Source organism: Shewanella yunxiaonensis (assembly GCF_018223345.1).
Lineage (GTDB): Bacteria > Pseudomonadota > Gammaproteobacteria > Enterobacterales > Shewanellaceae > Shewanella > Shewanella yunxiaonensis.
This window is the reverse complement of sequence record NZ_CP073587.1, coordinates 2,680,571-2,699,957: the sequence shown is the minus strand read 5'-3', so window position 1 is coordinate 2,699,957 and position 19,387 is coordinate 2,680,571. Positions and strand designations below refer to the sequence as shown.

Annotated in this window: 20 protein-coding genes; 10 read left to right on the top strand and 10 right to left on the bottom strand. The window is 46.5% G+C overall.

Going from position 1 to position 19,387, the window contains the following annotated elements; all coding sequences use genetic code 11:
• Positions 1–2 precede the first annotated feature (2 nt).
• The 4 genes from KDN34_RS12360 to KDN34_RS12345 form a co-directional block, all read right to left on the bottom strand.
• On the bottom strand, positions 3–1,406 hold the full coding sequence (locus tag KDN34_RS12360) for an AmpG family muropeptide MFS transporter (protein ID WP_212594065.1): 1,404 nt from the start codon (positions 1,404–1,406) through the stop codon (positions 3–5).
• 113 nt (positions 1,407–1,519) lie between these two features.
• Positions 1,520–1,846 carry a hypothetical protein gene (locus KDN34_RS12355; RefSeq protein ID WP_212594064.1) on the bottom strand — a complete coding sequence of 109 codons (327 nt, stop codon included), beginning with the start codon at positions 1,844–1,846 and terminating at the stop codon, positions 1,520–1,522.
• 67 nt (positions 1,847–1,913) lie between these two features.
• Positions 1,914–2,498 (bottom strand): peptidylprolyl isomerase, encoded by a 585-nt coding sequence (locus tag KDN34_RS12350; protein ID WP_212594063.1) that lies wholly within the window; start codon positions 2,496–2,498, stop codon positions 1,914–1,916.
• Positions 2,499–2,517: 19 nt separating this feature from the next.
• Positions 2,518–3,087, bottom strand: a complete 570-nt coding sequence (locus tag KDN34_RS12345) for a YajG family lipoprotein (RefSeq protein ID WP_212594062.1) — start codon at positions 3,085–3,087, stop codon at positions 2,518–2,520.
• Positions 3,088–3,244: 157 nt separating this feature from the next.
• Between KDN34_RS12345 and KDN34_RS12340 the strand changes: the two genes are divergently transcribed.
• Both KDN34_RS12340 and grxB read left to right on the top strand, forming a co-directional pair.
• Positions 3,245–4,306, top strand: a complete 1,062-nt coding sequence (locus tag KDN34_RS12340) for a DUF2804 family protein (protein WP_212594061.1) — start codon at positions 3,245–3,247, stop codon at positions 4,304–4,306.
• Between the two features lie 80 nt (positions 4,307–4,386).
• Positions 4,387–5,037 (top strand): glutaredoxin 2, encoded by a 651-nt coding sequence (gene grxB / locus KDN34_RS12335; protein WP_228730333.1) that lies wholly within the window; start codon positions 4,387–4,389, stop codon positions 5,035–5,037.
• Between the two features lie 44 nt (positions 5,038–5,081).
• Here grxB and KDN34_RS12330 read toward each other — a convergent pair whose 3' ends face one another.
• The 4 genes from KDN34_RS12330 to KDN34_RS12315 all read right to left on the bottom strand — a co-directional run bounded on the left by KDN34_RS12330 (position 5,082) and on the right by KDN34_RS12315 (position 9,028).
• Positions 5,082–6,509, bottom strand: coding sequence for a DUF3300 domain-containing protein (locus tag KDN34_RS12330; RefSeq protein ID WP_212594059.1), 1,428 nt, complete (start codon positions 6,507–6,509; stop codon positions 5,082–5,084).
• Between the two features lie 107 nt (positions 6,510–6,616).
• Positions 6,617–8,005: an ATP-binding protein gene (locus KDN34_RS12325; RefSeq protein WP_212594058.1), complete on the bottom strand. Its 1,389-nt coding sequence runs from the start codon at positions 8,003–8,005 to the stop codon at positions 6,617–6,619.
• On the bottom strand, positions 8,002–8,691 hold the full coding sequence (locus KDN34_RS12320; protein ID WP_212594057.1) for a response regulator transcription factor: 690 nt from the start codon (positions 8,689–8,691) through the stop codon (positions 8,002–8,004). The genes KDN34_RS12325 and KDN34_RS12320 overlap by 4 nt, the downstream gene beginning before the upstream one ends.
• Positions 8,692–8,704: 13 nt before the next feature.
• Positions 8,705–9,028 carry a PepSY domain-containing protein gene (locus KDN34_RS12315; RefSeq protein ID WP_212594056.1) on the bottom strand — a complete coding sequence of 108 codons (324 nt, stop codon included), beginning with the start codon at positions 9,026–9,028 and terminating at the stop codon, positions 8,705–8,707.
• Between the two features lie 207 nt (positions 9,029–9,235).
• On the opposite strand from KDN34_RS12315, the gene KDN34_RS12310 reads away from it, so the two are divergent.
• On the top strand, positions 9,236–10,000 hold the full coding sequence (locus KDN34_RS12310; protein WP_212594055.1) for a choice-of-anchor H family protein: 765 nt from the start codon (positions 9,236–9,238) through the stop codon (positions 9,998–10,000).
• Positions 10,001–10,047: 47 nt separating this feature from the next.
• On the opposite strand, the gene KDN34_RS12305 is transcribed toward KDN34_RS12310, so the two are convergent.
• Together KDN34_RS12305 and KDN34_RS12300 are read right to left on the bottom strand one after the other, a co-directional pair.
• Positions 10,048–11,961, bottom strand: a complete 1,914-nt coding sequence (locus tag KDN34_RS12305) for a S9 family peptidase (RefSeq protein WP_228730332.1) — start codon at positions 11,959–11,961, stop codon at positions 10,048–10,050.
• A 105-nt stretch (positions 11,962–12,066) separates the two neighbouring features.
• Positions 12,067–13,197, bottom strand: coding sequence for a methyltransferase (locus tag KDN34_RS12300; RefSeq protein ID WP_212596644.1), 1,131 nt, complete (start codon positions 13,195–13,197; stop codon positions 12,067–12,069).
• Positions 13,198–13,280: 83 nt separating this feature from the next.
• Between KDN34_RS12300 and KDN34_RS12295 the strand changes: the two genes are divergently transcribed.
• From KDN34_RS12295 to KDN34_RS12265, 7 genes are all read left to right on the top strand, one after another.
• Positions 13,281–13,922: an alpha-ketoglutarate-dependent dioxygenase AlkB family protein gene (locus tag KDN34_RS12295; protein WP_228730331.1), complete on the top strand. Its 642-nt coding sequence runs from the start codon at positions 13,281–13,283 to the stop codon at positions 13,920–13,922.
• An 83-nt stretch (positions 13,923–14,005) separates the two neighbouring features.
• Complete coding sequence (locus KDN34_RS12290; protein WP_212594053.1) at positions 14,006–14,305, top strand: BolA family protein; 300 nt, start codon at positions 14,006–14,008, stop codon at positions 14,303–14,305.
• A gap of 65 nt (positions 14,306–14,370) precedes the next feature.
• The gene (luxS, locus tag KDN34_RS12285; protein WP_212594052.1) at positions 14,371–14,880 is read left to right on the top strand and encodes an S-ribosylhomocysteine lyase; all 510 of its coding nucleotides are present in this window, start codon (positions 14,371–14,373) and stop codon (positions 14,878–14,880) included.
• 564 nt (positions 14,881–15,444) lie between these two features.
• A complete protein-coding gene (locus tag KDN34_RS12280; protein WP_212594051.1) occupies positions 15,445–16,779 on the top strand; it encodes a Na(+)-translocating NADH-quinone reductase subunit A in 1,335 nt (444 codons plus the stop codon).
• On the top strand, positions 16,776–17,975 hold the full coding sequence (locus KDN34_RS12275) for an NADH:ubiquinone reductase (Na(+)-transporting) subunit B (RefSeq protein WP_212594050.1): 1,200 nt from the start codon (positions 16,776–16,778) through the stop codon (positions 17,973–17,975). The genes KDN34_RS12280 and KDN34_RS12275 overlap by 4 nt, the downstream gene beginning before the upstream one ends.
• A complete protein-coding gene (locus KDN34_RS12270; protein WP_212594049.1) occupies positions 17,968–18,753 on the top strand; it encodes a Na(+)-translocating NADH-quinone reductase subunit C in 786 nt (261 codons plus the stop codon). Before KDN34_RS12275 ends, KDN34_RS12270 begins: the two co-directional genes overlap by 8 nt.
• Positions 18,753–19,385: an NADH:ubiquinone reductase (Na(+)-transporting) subunit D gene (locus KDN34_RS12265; RefSeq protein WP_212594048.1), complete on the top strand. Its 633-nt coding sequence runs from the start codon at positions 18,753–18,755 to the stop codon at positions 19,383–19,385. Before KDN34_RS12270 ends, KDN34_RS12265 begins: the two co-directional genes overlap by 1 nt.
• The last annotated feature ends 2 nt before the right edge of the window (positions 19,386–19,387 follow it).

The window sequence follows — 19,387 nt, the reverse complement described above, 5'->3', positions numbered from 1 at the left end:
CTTTATGGCTGTTCAGAGGCTTTGTCGTCTGCTGTAACTGTCTCCGCTAGCGCTGGTGGTTTGCGATCCACAAGTTTGATGAGCAGCAATACTGGTAAGCCAATAATGCTGGCACTGACAAAGAAATTTACATAGCCAAAGGCGTTAACCCATTCACCGGAGAATCCGGCGATGAATTTGGGAAATAACAGCATGATCGACGAAAGCAGCGCATATTGTGTCGCGCTGTAACCGGCCCCCGTTAGCCCTGATAAATAAGCGATAAATGCCGCTGTCGCAATACCACCACTGAAGTTGTCGGCAGAGATGGCCACCGTCAACAGCGGCACGTTATAGCCAACATAGGCTTGGAGGGCGAACAGCAGGTTAGTCGTAGCGACCAGAAACGCGCCAATGTAGAGGATTTTCATGGTGCCATAGCGGGCGACCAATAAGCCGCCAACACCGGAGCCTATCAGCGTCATAATCAGCCCGTAGACCTTGCTGAGGGTGGCAATCTCCTCTTTGGAAAATCCCATATCGACATAGAACACGTTAGCCATAATGCCCATCACTATGTCTGAGATGCGATAACAGGAAATCAGTAGCAATATGACAATGGCATGCGTGCCATAGCGACGGAAAAAATCAATGAATGGCAAGGCCACTGCGGCATAGAGCCAGGCAAGTAGCCCGGCAACCGGGCGTGAATGTTGTTGACGTAGGTGTTGCTTCATCCGAATTTCTTCACCACAGGCATCGCGTACATCTACGCAAGGTTCACTGGCAAAGAAGCTGGTGATGAGCCCGATTAACATCAACCCTGCCATCGCTAAGTAGGCCGTTTGCCAGCTATTAAGATCATAACCTTCAGGATTAGGTGAGATCCAGGCGGCAATGGTCAGTGCGCCAGCGGTCGCAATAATCATGGCACTGCGATAACCGACCTGATATGCCGCGGCTAGCGCGGCTTGCATACCTTCCGGGGCCGATTCAATGCGAAAGGCATCGATGACAATATCCTGAGTGGCGGAGGAAAATGCCACCAGTGCTGCAAATAGTGCTAAGTGCGTAAGGTCGCTACGAGGATCGCTGGCGGCCATGCCAAGAATGGCCATTATCAAGAGTGACTGCGAAAAGATCATCCAACCACGGCGGCGCCCGAAATAGTGACTGAGAAAGGGGAGCGGCATGCGATCAACTAACGGCGACCAAGCCCATTTAAACGCATACATCAGAGCAATCCAGCTGAAATAGCCAATTTCTGCGCGATCAACTCCTGCTTCTCGTAACCAGAATGACAGCGTGGAAAACACTAACATTAGTGGCAGTCCGGATGAAAAGCCAAGTAATAGCAATACCAATACCCGCCGATGCAGATAGATGCCAAAGGTATTTTTTAACGTAGATAGATGGCTTTTAGACATGACACGACAGCTGGAGAGGAAAGTCCCTAGCTTAAAAGTCTGGCGAAGTGACTGCAAGCAACAAGCGGCTTAATTACGCCGCTTGTATAGAAAAATGCGAAGCACTTGTTGGCTCAGGCCGCAGGACGAACACCTTGGCATCCTTGTGGATATAGGCCTTCGCCATCAAGAAAATCACAACATTGCTGCAGTTGTTTACGCAAATACTGATTGCCTCGTAACGCCCATTCAGGCCATTTATCGAAACTATAGAGCAGAAACCAAAAGACTTTTTCAATATCAGATTGCGCTTCGCCTTGTAGACGAAGCGTAAACCATTCTTCGAGGGTATCCCACAGATATAGTCGGAGTTCTGATAGTGGAAGTTGTTGTTGATAAAAGGCTTTTCCATAATTGGCCAATTGTGGTGCCTTTAACCGGATGAAGTCATCCGTTGTCATCAATCCTTCTCCTGAAGATTATTTTTGTTCTTAGTATAGTCACTGCTCCGAGCAGTGTAGCCCCAGATCAATTTGCTGGGAGCAATGTCGCCTTTTTCAGAATAATGGGCGTTAACGGCACATCTTCCCATTGCAATGCAGTATTGGGTCCGGTAGGCACCTGTGCCATTTTTTGCAGCACCTCAAGCCCTTCACTGACTTCACCAAAAACTGCATATCCCCAGTGTTTCGAGGAAGGGTCGAGCTTAGTATTGTCCGCCACATTGAAGTAAAACTGCCGGGTAGCCGTATGTGGATCTTTCTCCCGAGCCATGCCGATAGTACCTAACGTGTTGGATAGGCCATTACCCGACTCATTAACAATTGGCTTATCTTCCCGCAATGTCTTGAGCTGTGGATCATAACCTCCACCTTGAACAACAAAGTCTTTGATAATTCGGTGGAATACAGTGTTGTTATAATCGCCTCTTACCACATAAGTCAGAAAATTATCCACCGTGATAGGGGCCCGGCTACGGTCAAGATCTACCACAATTTTGCCCATTGTGGTGTCCAACTCCACTCGAGGAAACAGATTGTCCTTTTGAATGTCGAGCGCCAGTGCTAACTGACTGCACAGCAACAACGGCAAAACAATAATCCAACGGGTCATGGTGGTTTCCTTTTTAATGTTACTTCGCTTGTTTCAGAAACTGATTCAGCTCGGGATCGTTAATAATTTCCCCGGATAATTGGGTCAAAAGCTTATTAATATCCAGTTCCAACGTTGCAAAATCCGCACTGAAGGGGCCTTTTAATCGGCTGGTAGCGGAATAGCGTTTACTAAACGTGTGGCTGCTATTGCTGGCCTGCACACTAATAGCCAAATTGGTGATGGCCTCAAACCCCAACATGGAGTTCTCAACATCTGTCTGCAACTGCTCTAGACGCATATCTAATGTAGTGCCGCTGGCGGGGTCTATCTGATAACCGGCACTGGCAAAGCCTTTGCGGAAGAGTTGTTCAGTTACGCTACGCATATCTTGAAAAGTCCCCACCAACCGTTGCGGCTTGGTATCGACATAACGCACGACGTAATTTACGGTTCGCAGATCACTCGCTGTCAGCGCTAGTGGTGTTAGCTGGCTGGTTTGTACCTGCACTTGCGGCTGTTCCGGTCCCAGTGCAATTTTGTCAGGAGAGTGACTGGCACAACCCATCAGCAACGTGCTGACAGCCAGAAAAGTGACAATAATTTTCATTTTAACGGGTCATCCATTAAGACACAGGCGAACAGCATAACAGATTTCAGACATTGCTGAAGCACGGATGAACTGCTGGATTGATTGTGCTCTTTTCATGCTGGCGGTCCCGCGTTAGAGTGGCAGGGGCGTATAGTCAGTAACAGAGGTGGTACTGATGTGGACTGAAGAATCTTCCCCGGTTAAAAACCCTGCGAGCGGGGTTTTTACTCGTGAATCACCGCCGACGCTCGTCGTGGGTGGTATGCCGGTATATGGGCATTTCGACGGTATGGTGCACTCGTTGGGGTTAAGAAATTTTCGCCTGACGGACGAAATGGATCGTCCCTTGTCTGGCTTGCAACAACGTATGCAATTCCGGCAACAGGAGTTTGTGTCGATTCATAGTCGTCGCTACATGTTGGGACTAGGCTTGATGGCTTCGGGCTTTGCTAACAGCGGCTTTTGTTATTTATACGATTTAGTGTTCGGCAAGCTGTACCACAAGCAATGGCAATGGCCTTTATCATTATCTGAAAAGTTGGCCCACTCTCCCTGGCAGGGAACTAGCAGTGCCAAGGGCATCAAGATTAAACGAGAAAATGGCCTCTGGCATTTGACGTTGGCGTTGTCAGTGCAGGGAGTAGAGATTTCTGCACAACTGTCTCTGGAACCTAGAGCGCTGAGTCTGCCAATGACTTTGTGTTGCCCCAATGGGTATAACGGCTGGGGTTATGCGCAGCAACACAGCGGTTTGAAACTCAAAGGCGCACTGTCTATTAATCACGAACCTCAGCCGTTGTCACGGGCTATGGGGGGCTACGGTTTTTGGGCGGGCTATGCGTCTGGACAAAACCGCTGGCGTTGGGCGTGCATTAATGGTGAACCTAATGGGGTTCCGATAGCATTAAATCTTGCCTGTGGCATTAATGACACCGGGTCCTGTCAGAATGTGTTGTGGCAGGACGGCGCACGTCATCTACTGACCCCCGTTCACTTTAATGTGGATCATCGCCCGGCTAGAGAAGGTCGCTGGCGGATCTGGTCTGAACGGGAAGAACTGGACCTATGGTTTACGCCTACTAACCATGTTCAGCATCGCCAAAAAGGGTTACGTACTCGCGTATTACGTCGTCATTATATGGGGGTGTTTGATGGCTGGGTTCGTGATGGTTCTGGGCAACAACAGCCAATCAAACAACAACTAGGTATCGCGGAAGACTTTTTTGCGCGCTGGTAATAATGCCGACCTCGTGAGCTTGACCACACACTTAGTTAAGCTGATTTTTTTGTGCCAAATTGGACATTATGGAGTATCCAATGAAGCTATTTATTTTTGACCACTGTCCGTATTGTGTCAGAGCCATGATGGTGACTGGACTTAAGCAGCTGGATGTTGAATGGGTTTATTTGCAAAACCAGGATGTGCAGGCACGGTTGGGTAAAGTGGGAGCCAATCTGGTGCCAATTCTGCAAAAGCCTGATGGTAGTTATATGGCTGAGAGTCTTGATATTGTAGCTTTCCTCGATAAGCTTGAGGGTGCCCCTGTTTTACTGCCAGCAACACAACAGGAAGTGATTCAAAATTATCTTAAGGAATCATCCTATAGCACCAGCCGATTGCTGTTCCCACGAAATGTGCGGTTAGGATTACCGGAGTTTTCTAGTGCAGAAGCTATCGACTGGTTTACTCAAAATAAAACCGCGTTAATTGGTATGAGTTTCGAAGACGCGTTTGCTAATACTCAGACCTACTTACAAGGCTTGTATCAGTGCTGGTCGATGCTTGACGATGTTATCTTGCCGTCGGCCAGAGACAATCAGCTGAGTTATGACGACATTATTCTGTTTCCCGGACTACGCAATTTAACCATGGTGAAAGGGATAACCTTTAGCCCGCGTATGGTTAAGTATCTTGAGGAAGTGACCTCACTGACTAAGGTGCAGTGCTATACCAACATTGCCGTCTGACCGCCGCATTAACAAAAGAGGCAGTATTCACTGCCTCTGTGTTATTAACGTTCCTTTTGGTGAACACCGTTATTGCTGTGTGTTCTCGATGAATTCTGAAAAGATCGAGACGGCTGTGCCTGGTGTTCTAGCCGATTAACCGGTTGACTTCGCTGCTGGGTCTGCGATTTGATTTCAGCCCTTGGTTGTTGCGCCCTTGTTGGCGTTACCGATTTGGTCGGCGCTATTTGCCGTTGTGGTTGCGCCTGATTGTGCTGGCGGTTGGCATTGTTACCGACAAAGTTAACGGTAGATGGCTGTTGTGGCTTAGCAATGCGATTGTTATTGCGCTGCTCCACTGCCAAGTTATTGCGATCGCGGTTTTGTTGCGTCCGAATCGCCGGTCTTTCTTTGTTAGTATTTAATGGCTTGTGTTCCGCTTTAGGACTTTCAGCTTTATGCGGTGCACCTGTCTGCCCGGTAACTTTATTGCCATTGTGCTGGTAGTCTTGCGTGCGTTTCACTCCTTTATCCGTTGAGTGCTGCGGGCGATTTTGCAAAGAGTGCTGAACCTGCTCAAAACGGTTATTGTCGCGATCACGCCGATAGGCTGGCTCATATCGCTGCTGCAGGGGTTCATGCTGGTAACGCACACCTCGACGGTGTTCTGGACGATGAACCCAACGCTGGCCGCCACTGCTAATGGAAGTACGGTGCGGCACATACCGGTAGTGATTATGACCATAATCTACCCATACACTGCGCTCATGCCAGCGGAAGGTGCTGAAGAAAAAGTTGAACGAGATCCGAATACCCCCGTTATACCAGTAGAACAGGGTATGTGGAGCGATGACATAACCCGGAAATGGATCCCAGTAAAAGGGAGGGTAAGCGCTCCAGCGCCAAGTACCATAGATAATCCGAGGATCGTAATAGGGCACCCAAATGATTTGAGGATCGGCCGGAACGATAATAATGCGGTCGTTTTCCCGTGATGCCTGGATTTGCGCTACGTTTTTCAGATTGTCGGCATCATAGGCGGCCTGACGCAAATCCTGGATGCTATCCATCACCCGACCTTCATCGGCGACGAATGCTTCACCTAAATCAGAGGTCCAATTCAGATCCTGACTCATTTTGTTCAGAATATTGGGAAATGCCAACAACGCAACAACGCTGGGATCCCACCCCTGCTTTGCCCCTTCAGTTGTCAGGCGATTATTACTCCAGTCGCTATGTTGTGTGCGCCAGCGTTGGGCTTCAACCACTTCAAGTGGATAGCTGCTGGCAATGAGCACATGGGTTAATAGGGTGTCTGGATACAAGGCGATAGGTGCCAACATTTGAGCTAACTGCGCATCACTATAGTATTTGCTGTTAACTTCCTCGGCACTCATCGCGCTATTGCTGTAGCCAACGACGGTGATTGCCAACATGAGTGGCAATGCTAAACGCGTTATGATGCGTTTTGCATATTGGCTGAGAGTGTTCATATCTGCCTCCGCTTTCAAGCCCGGAATGGCGAGTCCGCCATACTTTTCCGTTGTTGTGTTACAGCTTATAAAACACAAGATGAACATAAGCTGAAAGCCAATTTAGGTTATACCTCTGCCTGTCGATAATGTGGGAGGGTGACGCTAAACCGTGCTCCACCAAGGGTGGGTGAGGTGTCTATCTGCCAGCTACCCTGATAACTGTGCAGTAAATCTTTTACTATCGCCAATCCGATACCATGGCCTTGTTTATAAGTATCGGCGCGAACGCCACGTTGAAAGATCCGCTCACGTTGTTGGGCATCGACTCCTGAACCATCATCCTCTACCTGCAGCCTTAAACATTGCTTATCACTAACTATCGATACCGTTAGCTGATTTTTTGCTGCTTTAAAGGCATTATCGAGCAGATTCCCGAGGATCTCACTAAAATCAGCCTCGTCACCAAAAAAGAGTGCCTCGTTGTCTATGTGAAGGTTTACCTGCAAGGACTTCTGCTGATGAATTTTTTTGAGTGTTCGCAATAATTTTTCCGCTAAAGGCACTACATTCACACTCCGATACCAGGCGGAATTGCCCGCCGCCTGTGCGCGTTTGAGCTGGTGGCTGATATTGGTATTGATATTATTGATTGGCTCCTGTGCTTCCGCAGGCAAGGATTTGATACTACTGAGGACTGCCAGCGGTGTCTTCAGACTATGGGCCAAATCAGATAAGGCATTGCGATAACGTTGACGTTGATTTAACTCGTTACTGATCAATGTGTTGAGTTGTTTAGCTACTTGCTCCAACTCAAGTGGGTAATGGCTGCCAAGACGTTGCTGTTTTCCCTGTTGCACCGCCAGCAGTTCGCTGCGAAAGCGCGCAAGTGGTTTTAGGGTCCACCATAACCAGCCGCCTTGGATCAACAGTAATGCCAGCATCAGTAATGCCAGCCAGCGCCAAAGTTGATGCCGGAACTCTTGCTGTGTCGCTTCAAAACTGACGGTGGATTTCAATATGTGCACGCAGAATGGAAGATCGCTCCCACCGGGAGAGGCAGATGCAAAACTCGCACTGAAACTCAAAATAAAATGAGGCTTGCCATTTAACATGATTTCACCAAACTGGCTTTCACCTAATGGCGGGGTAAGAAGATTATCCGGCAAGGAAAAGCCAATAAAAGATTGCGAGTGCCACAGAACATCATCCTGATCATTGTCGGTAATGATGGCGTAGAGTCCGGATTGATCCACATTAAACTGACTGTCTTGCAGCAGCTGTGGCAATTCAAGCTTTCCCTGCTGTACTTCGGTAAGTGCCAGAATGCCGTAGAGTGTCGCACTGAGTTCATCTTTTACAGCATCGGTCATCTGCACACGAAAGGCATCGGCCAGCGTGACGCCAATGAGCGGCAACAACACCAGATTTAACAACACAGCGCTGGCGATTAGTCTTGCTTTAAGGGAGCCTGTCAGCCATTGCCAATGTTGATGTTCGGACTTGGTGTCAGTCATTCCTTGACCTTATCGCCGACGCTATTCATTCGATATCCTTGACCCCGCAACGTTTCTATCAAACCCAGTGCATTATCCGGATCGAGCTTACGACGCAAACGGCGAATGAAAACCTCTATGACGTTTGAATCCAAATCAAAATCCTGGTCATAAAGATGTTCAATCAATACCGTTTTAGACTGCACCGCGCCTTGATGTAACATCAGGTATTCCAATAGCCGATATTCCGAAGCACTCAGGTTAATCAGTTGATTGCTCAAACGTACTTCAGCGGCGCTGGTATTGATTGTGAGCGGGCCATTTTCTAATACAGGACTGGCTTTCCCCGCAGCTCGGCGAATGAGCGCTTTTACTCGTGCTAACAATTCTTGTGGGTGAAAGGGCTTGGTAAGGTAATCATCGGCACCGGCATCGAGTCCTTCGACTTTATCTTGCCAAGTGTCTCTAGCGGTAAGGATGAGAACTGGATAATCCCGTTGCTGTTGTCGCATCGCTTCAATCAGTTGGATACCATTGAGCTTGGGTAAACCAACATCGATGATAGCCGCATCATAGGGATATTCGCTGGCAAGAAATAAACCTTCCTCACCATCGGTGGCGCAATCGACACCAAAATTAGCCTCTTCCAGATGCTGTTTAAGGTTGGCTTGCAGCGACACATCGTCTTCCACTAATAGCAAGCGCATAAACTCCTCCCTGTCATTTATCGATGCGGCCGCTGGCGGCATTGACCGAAACATAAATGATACGGCCGTTTTCGGTCAGTAATTTCACTCGATACCCGGGATCTCCGTTCATCCTGGTTGACTCGACTTTTAATACTTTTCCGCCATAACGACTTTTCACTATTTGTGCCGCCTGATTATTACTACGAACCACAAGCTGATTTTGTGGTTTTCCCTGGCGGTTGTTATTGGGCTGTTTGGCGTGCAGAACTGGACTGGATAACGACAATCCAAGCAGCAATATCAGGCTGCCTAATAGCTTGATCTCTTTTGGATTGTTGCGTTTACTCAAACTCATATTATGGTCCCGTCTGAATCAATATGACCAGTTTAAAAGATCCTGTGCAGTGTGCAAACTTATGCTGTTGCTAAAATTTGTACAGCGAACTTGCGTTTTATTATCCGTGTTGAAGATGAACACTGGCTGACTGTTGTCATTCATGTTGTGTTCATCAAGCAATCGTTTTAATGATACCCAACAATTGTGTCATAAGAGGCCAACCTAATGACTAAAGTGAATGTAATTACCTCCATGGCGTTATTGCTGATATGGGCTGGAAGCAGTTATGCGGCGACCACCAAATCCGTTGATTACAAAGCGGTTGAGTCAGCTGATGAAGCGCAATTACGCGAAGAGGCTGTCAGTCAGTTACAACAGGCAACCGAGACCAACATTTTAGTACAGACCCGCGAGCAGATTATTGCGGCTAAAGTCGCTGATAATAACAGCGGCAGTAAATCAGCCCAAAAAATATCCTCGTTCAGTGCTCATAATTATTACCACGAATTTAGCTTTTATGATGTTGCGACCTATCTTTTAGCTGATGATAACTATGATGGCTTTTACCATAGTTTTTCTTTAGATATTGATGCGGATGTCTATGGTGCGGATGTTACTGAAAGCGTCCCTGTATATGCAGAGTTATATCTCAGTAGAAATGGCGGTGACTGGATGCATTTTTATACCACGGACGTATTTTATCTGCAGGGAGATAGTTCATACGACAGCTATCAAGTCACAACTTCATTGGAAACTGGCTATCCGACAGATCACTATGATGTGCTGATTGACCTCTATGAAGTGGGGTACAGTGATATAGTCGCTACTGTAAGCAGCTATGATCTGAATAGTCTCTATGCGTTGCCGCTGCAAAGTCGTGACCGGGATAATTACAATAATAATGGCGGGGCATTGGTGACCGTTAATGCCGGGAGTATGTCTGCTGCGGGAGTAATTGTATTGGGGTTGCTTGCCTGGAGACGACGTTAATTGCAAACTAAAAGGCCTGACGATGTCAGGCCTTGTTTCATGAATTATCAGAGATATTTACTGAGAAACTCATCCAGCGCTTTAAATGTCGCCGTTCTACCAGTGGGGTCGTCTAAATAATGGGTGGTATCTTTAAGCTCAATATATTTAATATCAATTTTACGACGAGCCTTATCATAAAAATCAGAGGATTGGTGGTAGTTAACCTGAGTATCCTTGGTGCCATGAATTAATAGAATAGGCGCTTTAATTTCATCTATATGATTTATCGCTGATACATCTCCAAGTGCCGCTAAGGCATCTCGGCTTTCCTCTTTGATGATATTACCTACATAAACCTTCATTTTTTTCTCATGGGCGATATCGGCTTCTAAATCACTAATACCTGCGATACTGACGTAGCATTTATAACGATCTGGTTGTTGAAATGCTTCAGTTAAGGCGACATAGCCCCCATAGCTCGCACCTACCATACAGGCTTGGTTTTTCGATACTGGAAAGTTTGATACCACGTAGTCCATGGCATCGTCTACAACCCGCTGCATCCGTTTGCCCCATTCATAATATCCGGCAGTTTGATAAGCATTACCAAACCCTTCTGAACCACGAAAGTTTACTTGCAACACGGCATATCCTTTAGCCGCAAAAAACTGCACAAATGGATCAAAATATTTATAGTCCCGGGAATGTGGTCCTCCATGGGGAAACACAACTAAAGGTGGCTTTTCAATATTAGCAGGTATTGTCAGATAGCCGTTTAGCTCCATGCCATCACTGGCCTTAAATTTGATGTTTTGTGGCACCGCAAGAGCTTCATGGTTTAACAGTGGGTATTTAGATAGCCAGGCCCCGGCCTTTTTAGTACGTAAATCCACATAAAAGTAGGTAGGTAGCTTTGAGGTGGACTCTGCCTCAATAATGAAACGCTGTTTATCGCGAGAGCTAGTGACTATTGAACTTTCCATCCCCGCTAACAGCTTTTTGGCGAGCATTGTTTGTTTAGCATCTGCATCAGAAAAATAATGTTGGCGTAAGTAGTCATCATAATAAAATACACCGGCTAATTCGCCTTCATTGTTAATTAGTGCTCCACGTAAATCATATTGGGGATTGCTATATACTTCCCGTTCAAATTTATTATTGGGAATATCATACAACCACAAAGACTCCCTATTGTTGATGCGATCACTTAATACATAGGCCTTACTACCATCATCATTCAAGCCCATGACATCAAACGTTTCTGATTTTCCAATAATTACCGTATGCAGTGCTTTCATTGGTTCACCATCTGCATTTCGATACCAAGTAGTGAATTTATGTTCGTCAGTGGATTTATCTTTTTCCCATTGCAGCCCAAGCCGCACCACACCGTGATTATCGGCATACCAGCTATCAATTTCATAATTGTTAACAATGATTTTATCAAAATCACTGTCCGCCAGATTAACTTTATAGACACTTATGCCTTTATCCAACTCATCATATGCAGATATCAGAATATGTTCTGGGTCATTCTTTAAAGCTGAGACAAGATTAAAGTTGACGTACTTATAGTAACTTTTTTGGGAGAAACGCTTATCCGTAAGTTCTCTGGTTTCTTTGGTTTCTAAATCAATACGATATAAACGGTTGATACGAAAGTAATCGCCAGTGCTGTATTCTGGATAACTTAGCGCGACTATCAGATAGCGATTACCTGACCAGACAACATATTCGATGCGGTCTCTAGCCTTTTTTAGTTGAACTAGTGGGGTAAATTCCACGGATGGAAAATCCATTAATACCACTTGAGGCCCATTGGGTGTGTTATATATTGCAGCGAGTTTATTGCCATCTGGAGAAAGGCTGAGGTTTTCCATAATAGGCAATGATGCATATTTTTCATACAACTCCTGCCCATGAGTTGCAGAAGATATTATTAATAGCAGAAAGCAAAACGATAAAAGTAAAGAACGCATGTATGAAGCTCCTTTTCAGCGCTCGGGGGAAAACTGACAAAATACCAGAGATGGTTACATATTTGTAACGTTGTAATGTTTTTTTTGTAACAGTTTAAATGCGGATTATTTTACGGCTTGTAAGATCACAAACTTTTGATTGCTGGCAACCGTAGTAGAGTTGCCAAAAAGGCGCTTGAGTTTGACGTGATAGCCTAAATGGCGGTTGCCGACGACTTGTAATAATCCTCCGGCTCGTAAACGTTGTTTAGCATCTACAAACATCTGCCAGGCGATGTGATCGGTAATCGCTTCCCCCTGATGAAACGGGGGATTACAGAGGATTAGGTCTGTCTCAATGTCCGCTGGCAGATTCGTCAGACAGTCATCCCAGTAAAAATGACCTTTTTCGGCGGCTAAATTATTCAATTGCCAGTTCTGCTGCGCTGAAGCAATTGCTTGTGCAGAATCATCGACAAAATGAATGTGCGCCTGTGGAAACAACTGTGCTGCTCGTAACCCCAATATGCCATTGCCACAACCAAGATCGATAACCTGTTGGAAATTTCCCTGTGGCATGTGTTGCAGCATCAGACGAGCCCCTATATCCAATTTGTTGGCCGCAAAAACATTGCTCAAATTAGAAAGTTGCAGTTTATATTCCGGCACCGGCCAGCACTGTGGGGCAATTTCTGGTCGCAATTTACCATCAGCAACTGCCGTAATAACACGCGTTTTCTTCCAGGCCAGACTGGCACTTGCAGGGCCAAAACACTGGGCGATGAGTTGCAGCAGCGGTGGATTGATGGATTTTGCTTTGGCACCGATAAACAGCTCACTTCCCGCAGGTAACACTCTGGACAGTTGTGTGAGTTGCCAGGCGAAATAATTGAGGTTTTTCGGTAATTTCATCAAGGTCAATTGCTTGCTATCGATTTTTTCAGGCGCTTCTACCAGCCACTGAATATCCGCAGTCGGCAGGCAATTTTGACTGAGATTCTGGGCCGCACCGTAGTGAGATGTGGCTGCATCGGAAATCCACAGACAGCGTAAATCTGATTGTCTGGATTTTAATGCGCACAACAGTGCACCAAAATTATCATTTAGCATCATGACTGATGCCGGTAGGGCTCGCTCATCCAGCATATGTAACAGGTGTTCGTCAGCAGCATCCCATGCTTGCAGGTTGGTCTGCTGATTAGTGGGATAGCGTTGTAGTTCCAGTACCTGGTTTGCAAATGAGAACTGAGCCATTATAAACGTTGATTCACCGAAAAATTGTCGCGAATTATCGCAGAAGCCTCTGTGAATAGCGACTTCCTTATATGGAATCGACAGCTATGGCGAAAATACCCCAGCAATCAGAGCTGTTGTTCGATGGTGCTGGTGAGCGGCAGCGGGAGACTTTCAATGCCCCCCCGATGTTGTTGGTGCGGGGCTACCTTAGTCAGGCACAACAGCAAATTTTATGGCAAGAAGCGCTCATGTACCCATTACAAAAGCCCGTGGTAGAGGTTTTCGGGAAACCGCATCCGATCCCTAGAACTCAGGTTTGGTTTGGTGATCTAGGATGTGACTATCTGTATTCCGGTATGATGGTGAGAGCACTTGCTTGGCCAAAGTATTGTCAACGTTTACGGCTGATGTTACAGCGTGATTTCCAGTTTCAGAGCAATGGTGTGCTGGTAAACCGATATGCGGATGGGCGTGACTGTATGGGCTGGCACAGTGATGATGAGCCAGAGCTGCAACCGGGGAGCGATATTGCTTCAGTAACAATTGGTGCCGCCCGAGATTTTGATATTCGTTCCCGGCAAACACATGAGAAAATACGGTTACAGTTGGAAAGTGGCGATTTGCTTTTAATGCGTTGGCCCATGCAGCAGCAATGGCAACATGCCTTACCTAAGCGCTTAAAATTACAAGAGCCGCGCATTAACTTCACCTTTCGTCAGTTAATTCCGTACTTTCACAGTCAGTGAATCAGTCATTATTCTTTGTAGATTGATCTTTGTATCCTGAGCAAGTAACCTGCCGCCATTCAAGGAGTCATTGGGAATTACTTATGTCAGTTGCAGATACTATCCAGCAGAAATTGCAGGCTGAACTCAAGCCTGAACACATTGAAGTACTCAATGAAAGTCATAATCATCATGTGCCTCCTAATTCAGAAACCCATTTTAAGGTCGTGCTGGTGAGCTCCACCTTTGAGGGGCTACGATTATTAGCTAGGCACCGTAAAGTGAATGAAGTTCTGGCGTATGAATTAGCCAATGGGGTGCATGCCCTGTCTATGCATACTTACACCCCTGACGAGTGGCAAGCATTAGCGGAAGTCCCTTCATCGCCAAAATGTCGTGGCTGAGACTGGACCAATTACCTCAACCATCGCACTAATGCGGTGGTCAAAGAATTAACAAGGGAGGCATTATGCCGTTGTTAGATAGTTTTACCGTAGATCATACCCGGATGCATGCGCCAGCCGTGCGGGTCGCTAAACAAATGACCACACCTAAAGGTGATGAGATAACCGTGTTTGATTTACGCTTCTGTGTTCCGAATAAAACCATTCTCAGTGAACGTGGTATCCATACACTAGAACATCTGTTTGCGGGTTTTATGCGTGATCATTTAAACGGTAATGGCGTAGAAATCATTGATATTTCGCCTATGGGATGCCGAACCGGCTTTTACATGAGCTTAATCGGAACGCCTGACGAGCAACGTGTCGCCGATGCTTGGTTGGCAGCAATGCAGGATGTATTACAGGTTAAAGATCAGCACGCAATCCCAGAATTGAATGAATATCAGTGTGGTACATATACCATGCATTCATTAGAACAAGCACAGCAGATTGCACGAGATGTTATTGCTGCCGGTGTTAGTATCAATCACAACGACGAGCTGAAACTGAGTGATGAAATTTTGCATCAACTGTAACTGCTATTAGTTTCGTCTTACTTTTTAGAAACGACATGAATGCCAATTCATGTCGTTTTTTTATGCAAGAAATGCCATCACTTACTAAAGTTTAATAGCAATGGTAATACCAATTGCACTATGGTGTACGGTATTGTTAAGTCATTGCTGATTTGCTTCTGCTGGTGCAAGTGTGATGACTGAGAATTTTGTTGATCATTAATTGTGATCAAACGCAAAGTTATTTTTTCTCTACACTAGAAGTCACAAAAATAATTCTTTTTAAAAGAAGGATGTAGTTCATTAATGCAGCATTGGCAGGTTGTTGCATTATGTTGTCAATAAAATGATAAAAATTTGTTGGTTAAATTGTTGATCATGGGATGGTTGTGGGCACAAAAATACTACAATTTTCGTGGCTATAGCATTTCAATTGGGTTAGAATGCCTGCCGAACAACGTGATTGCGATCGCATTTCTGAGAAAAATCTGCGCTAACTCAATGCTTGGCATATTGGTTGTGTGATGCCCTGGATTGGCAGGAACGCGGCGCATTGTCTTTCCTTCAACCGTAGTGCATGTGGATATGATTACAATCAAGAAAGGATTGGACTTACCTCTTGCAGGTAAACCAAAGCAAGTTATCCATGATGGCCCAGCCATTAAACACGTTGCTACATTGGGTGAAGAGTATATTGGCTTACGTCCAACGATGAAAATCAAAGTGGGCGATAAAGTAGCGAAGGGCCAGGTTCTTTTTGAAGATAAAAGGAACCCCGGCGTAAAATATACCGCTTTTGCCAGTGGCACTGTTGTAGACATCAACCGCGGCGCCCGACGAGTTTTGCAGTCGGTCGTGATTGAAGTAGAAGGGAGTGAATCCGTCTCTTTTGCCAAATACGAACCCGCAACGCTCAACACTATCGCTGCCTCTGACGTCCGAAAAAACCTGATTGACTCAGGATTATGGACGGCATTTCGTACTCGACCTTTCAGTAAAGTCCCGGCCGTAGAATCTTCTGCTGCTGCCGTATTTGTTACTGCTATCGATACACAGCCACTGGCTGCTGACCCTCAGGTAATTATTGCTGAACATAAAGATGATTTTGTGAATGGCCTGAAAGTAATTTCTCGGCTTTCTGACAAGGTTTTCTTATGTAAAGCGCCTGGAGTAGATATCCCTGCGGCTGACACTCAGGTGGAAGAGTTTGCCGGTCCTCATCCGGCAGGATTACCTGGCACGCACATCCATTTCCTGATGCCAGCATCTTCAAAGCGTACCGTATGGCATATAGGCTATCAGGACGTTATTGCCATCGGTCAGTTGTTTACTACCGGTGAGCTTAACTGTCAGCGCGTAATCGCCATCGGCGGACCAAAAGCAAAATCTCCACGGCTAGTTCGTACTTTATTGGGGGCAAGTACTGACGAGTTGTTGGCGAACGAAAAAGCTGATGGTCAGGTGCGGGTGATTTCCGGGTCTGTGCTGTATGGGGAAACCGCAACCGGGCCACATGCTTATCTCGGTCGGTATTCTTTACAGATCTCTCTAGTTGAAGAAGGTACTGAGAAAGAGTTCTTCGGCTGGGTGATGCCTGGTGCTGACAAGTTCTCTATCACTCGTGCTTTCCTGGGGCATTTAACACCTTCTCGTTTATTCAATATGACCACCAGTACAGGCGGTTCTGAACGTGCGATGGTGCCTATCGGTAACTACGAACGGGTCATGCCACTGGATATTCTGCCAACTATGTTGTTGCGGGATTTGGTGTCTGGCGACACCGACAGTGCTGTGGCATTGGGTGCGCTGGAATTGGATGAAGAAGACCTGGCGCTCTGTACATTCGTTTGTCCCGGTAAGTATGACTATGGCTCCTATCTTCGAGACTGCCTGGAGACCATTGAGAGGGAAGGCCTATGAGCTTGAAAGATTTTCTTGAGCGTATTGAACCGCAGTTTGAAAAGGGCGGGAAATACGAAAAGCTGTATGCGCTTTATGAGGCTGCAGCGACCATTTTATACACTCCGGGTAAAGTAAACACAGGGCGAACCCATGTGCGTGATAACCTGGACCTGAAACGGATGATGATTACTGTCTGGGCCTGTACTTTCCCGGCAATGTTTGTGGGCATGTACAATATTGGTCTGCAAGCGCAGTTGGCGTTGGTTGCAGGTCATGGTACTCCTGATGTTTGGCAAGTGGGTTTGTTTCATCTGTTCGGTGCTGAGTTAACCGCGAATGCCGGTTGGGCCACTTTGATGTGGTACGGTGCGTGTTTCTTTCTGCCTATCTATGCTGTCACCTTTGCTATCGGTGGTATTTGGGAAGTGTTATTTGCCACTGTGCGTGGGCACGAAGTTAATGAAGGTTTCTTTGTAACTTCCATCCTGTTCGCACTGATCCTGCCACCGACAATTCCATTGTGGATGGTTGCCTTAGGGATCACCTTTGGTGTCGTAGTTGCCAAAGAAGTCTTTGGTGGCACCGGGCGTAACTTCCTCAATCCGGCATTGGCAGGACGTGCATTTTTGTTCTTTGCTTATCCGCTCAATATGTCCGGCGACACTACCTGGGTAGTCGCAGATGGGTATTCTGGCGCAACCGCGCTGAGTCAAGCTGCTGCAGGGAAATTGAGTTATGCCTTTGACCAGAGTTGGTGGAATGCTTTCCTTGGTTTTATTCCAGGCTCTACCGGTGAAGTTTCGACGTTAGCAATTCTCATTGGTGGATTGATCATCATCTACACTCGCATCGCATCATGGCGCATTGTTGGTGGTGTGATGGTCGGAATGATCGCTGTATCGCTGCTGCTGAATGCTGTTGGTTCCAACACCAATCCTATGTTTGCCATGCCTTGGTATTGGCATTTAGTGTTGGGTGGCTTTGCCTTCGGGATGATGTTTATGGCAACGGATCCAGTGTCTGCATCCTTTACCAACAAAGCTAAATGGGCTTACGGTATTTTGATTGGTGCAATGGTGGTATTTATCAGGGTAATCAACCCAGCCTTCCCAGAAGGGATGATGCTGGCAATTCTGTTTGCCAACCTGTTCGCACCGTTGTTTGACCATTTTGTGGTACAGGCAAATATTAAGCGGAGGATTGCTCGTGGCTAAGAATAAAGATTCATTTGCCAGTACTCTGTTTATCGTTGTCGGTTTGTGTCTGATCTGCTCCATATTTGTATCGACCGCGGCCGTTTTGCTGAAGCCGACCCAACAGGAAAACAAGTTGCTGGATAAGCAAAAATACATTCTTGAAGCTGCCGGTCTGATAGACCCTCAGGCAAAGCTGAACAAGAAAGATATCCTGAACACATATAAAAAATACGTACAAGCCAAAGTGGTAGATCTGAAAACTGGCGATATGGTGCCAGGCGTTGACGGTGATACCTATGATCAGAAAAAAGCATCTCGCGACCCATCGACCTCGTTTGTGCCGGAACACGATATTGCATCTGTTAAGCGGGTTGCTGACAATGCGGTCGTTTATCTGGTGCATGATGAAGCCGGAAAACTTGTTACGGTAATCATGCCTGTGCATGGCTACGGCTTGTGGTCAACCATGTATGCCTTCCTGGCAGTAAAACCTGATATGAACACGGTGCAGAATCTGGTTTATTACGATCAGGGGGAAACTCCGGGACTTGGCGGTGAAGTGCAGAATCCGAAGTGGAAAGCGAAGTGGGACGGCAAAAAGCTGTTTGACGAAAATGGCAATATCGCAATTAAAGTGACCAAGAATCCTGCAGTGGCAGCATCAGAATATGGTGTCGATGCGCTGTCTGGCGCGACATTGACTAGTAACGGCGTACAACACACTTTGACGTTCTGGTTGGGTAATGAAGGTTTCGCCCACTTCATTGAAAAAGCACGCAATGGAGGACTGAGCTAATGGCTGATACCAAAGAACTGAGACAGGTTCTGACCGGACCTATTCTCAATAATAACCCAATTGCGCTGCAAGTCTTGGGTGTCTGTAGTGCCTTGGCAGTAACCAGTAAACTGGAAACAGCATTGGTGATGGCGCTTGCGCTTACTGCAGTAACCGCGTTTTCTAACTTGTTTATCTCGTTGATTCGTAACCATATACCTAGCAGTGTTCGTATTATTGTGCAGATGACGATTATCGCTTCGCTGGTAATCGTGGTTGACCAGTTACTGCAAGCTTATGCCTACAACGTGTCTAAACAGTTGTCGGTGTTTGTGGGGTTGATCATCACCAACTGTATCGTAATGGGACGCGCTGAAGCATACGCCATGAAGTCACCACCATTGATGAGTTTTATGGATGGTATCGGTAATGGTCTGGGCTATGGCGCAGTGCTGATGACCGTCGGTTTCTTCCGTGAACTGTTTGGCAGCGGCTCCTTGTTCGGGGTGCAGATCCTGCAGAAAATTTCTGATGGTGGCTGGTACCAGCCCAATGGTCTGCTGTTGTTACCCCCCAGTGCCTTCTTCCTGATAGGTATGCTGATTTGGGTAATTCGTACTAAGAAACCCGAACAGGTTGAAGCGAAAGGATAAGC

Bases quoted from the DNA above. Each gene is read 5' to 3' on its own strand.
- KDN34_RS12350 (WP_212594063.1), bottom strand. From the start codon at position 2,498: ATGACCCGTTGGATTATTGTTTTGCCGTTGTTGCTGTGCAGTCAGTTA.
- luxS (WP_212594052.1), top strand. From the start codon at position 14,371: ATGCCGTTGTTAGATAGTTTTACCGTAGATCATACCCGGATGCATGCG.
- KDN34_RS12320 (WP_212594057.1), bottom strand. From the start codon at position 8,691: ATGCGCTTGCTATTAGTGGAAGACGATGTGTCGCTGCAAGCCAACCTT.
- KDN34_RS12345 (WP_212594062.1), bottom strand. From the start codon at position 3,087: ATGAAAATTATTGTCACTTTTCTGGCTGTCAGCACGTTGCTGATGGGT.
- KDN34_RS12280 (WP_212594051.1), top strand. From the start codon at position 15,445: ATGATTACAATCAAGAAAGGATTGGACTTACCTCTTGCAGGTAAACCA.
- KDN34_RS12310 (WP_212594055.1), top strand. From the start codon at position 9,236: ATGACTAAAGTGAATGTAATTACCTCCATGGCGTTATTGCTGATATGG.
- KDN34_RS12265 (WP_212594048.1), top strand. From the start codon at position 18,753: ATGGCTGATACCAAAGAACTGAGACAGGTTCTGACCGGACCTATTCTC.
- KDN34_RS12275 (WP_212594050.1), top strand. From the start codon at position 16,776: ATGAGCTTGAAAGATTTTCTTGAGCGTATTGAACCGCAGTTTGAAAAG.
- KDN34_RS12340 (WP_212594061.1), top strand. From the start codon at position 3,245: ATGTGGACTGAAGAATCTTCCCCGGTTAAAAACCCTGCGAGCGGGGTT.
- KDN34_RS12305 (WP_228730332.1), bottom strand. From the start codon at position 11,961: ATGCGTTCTTTACTTTTATCGTTTTGCTTTCTGCTATTAATAATATCT.
- KDN34_RS12360 (WP_212594065.1), bottom strand. From the start codon at position 1,406: ATGTCTAAAAGCCATCTATCTACGTTAAAAAATACCTTTGGCATCTAT.
- KDN34_RS12315 (WP_212594056.1), bottom strand. From the start codon at position 9,028: ATGAGTTTGAGTAAACGCAACAATCCAAAAGAGATCAAGCTATTAGGC.
- KDN34_RS12325 (WP_212594058.1), bottom strand. From the start codon at position 8,005: ATGACTGACACCAAGTCCGAACATCAACATTGGCAATGGCTGACAGGC.
- KDN34_RS12295 (WP_228730331.1), top strand. From the start codon at position 13,281: ATGGCGAAAATACCCCAGCAATCAGAGCTGTTGTTCGATGGTGCTGGT.
- KDN34_RS12355 (WP_212594064.1), bottom strand. From the start codon at position 1,846: ATGACAACGGATGACTTCATCCGGTTAAAGGCACCACAATTGGCCAAT.
- grxB (WP_228730333.1), top strand. From the start codon at position 4,387: ATGAAGCTATTTATTTTTGACCACTGTCCGTATTGTGTCAGAGCCATG.
- KDN34_RS12330 (WP_212594059.1), bottom strand. From the start codon at position 6,509: ATGAACACTCTCAGCCAATATGCAAAACGCATCATAACGCGTTTAGCA.
- KDN34_RS12290 (WP_212594053.1), top strand. From the start codon at position 14,006: ATGTCAGTTGCAGATACTATCCAGCAGAAATTGCAGGCTGAACTCAAG.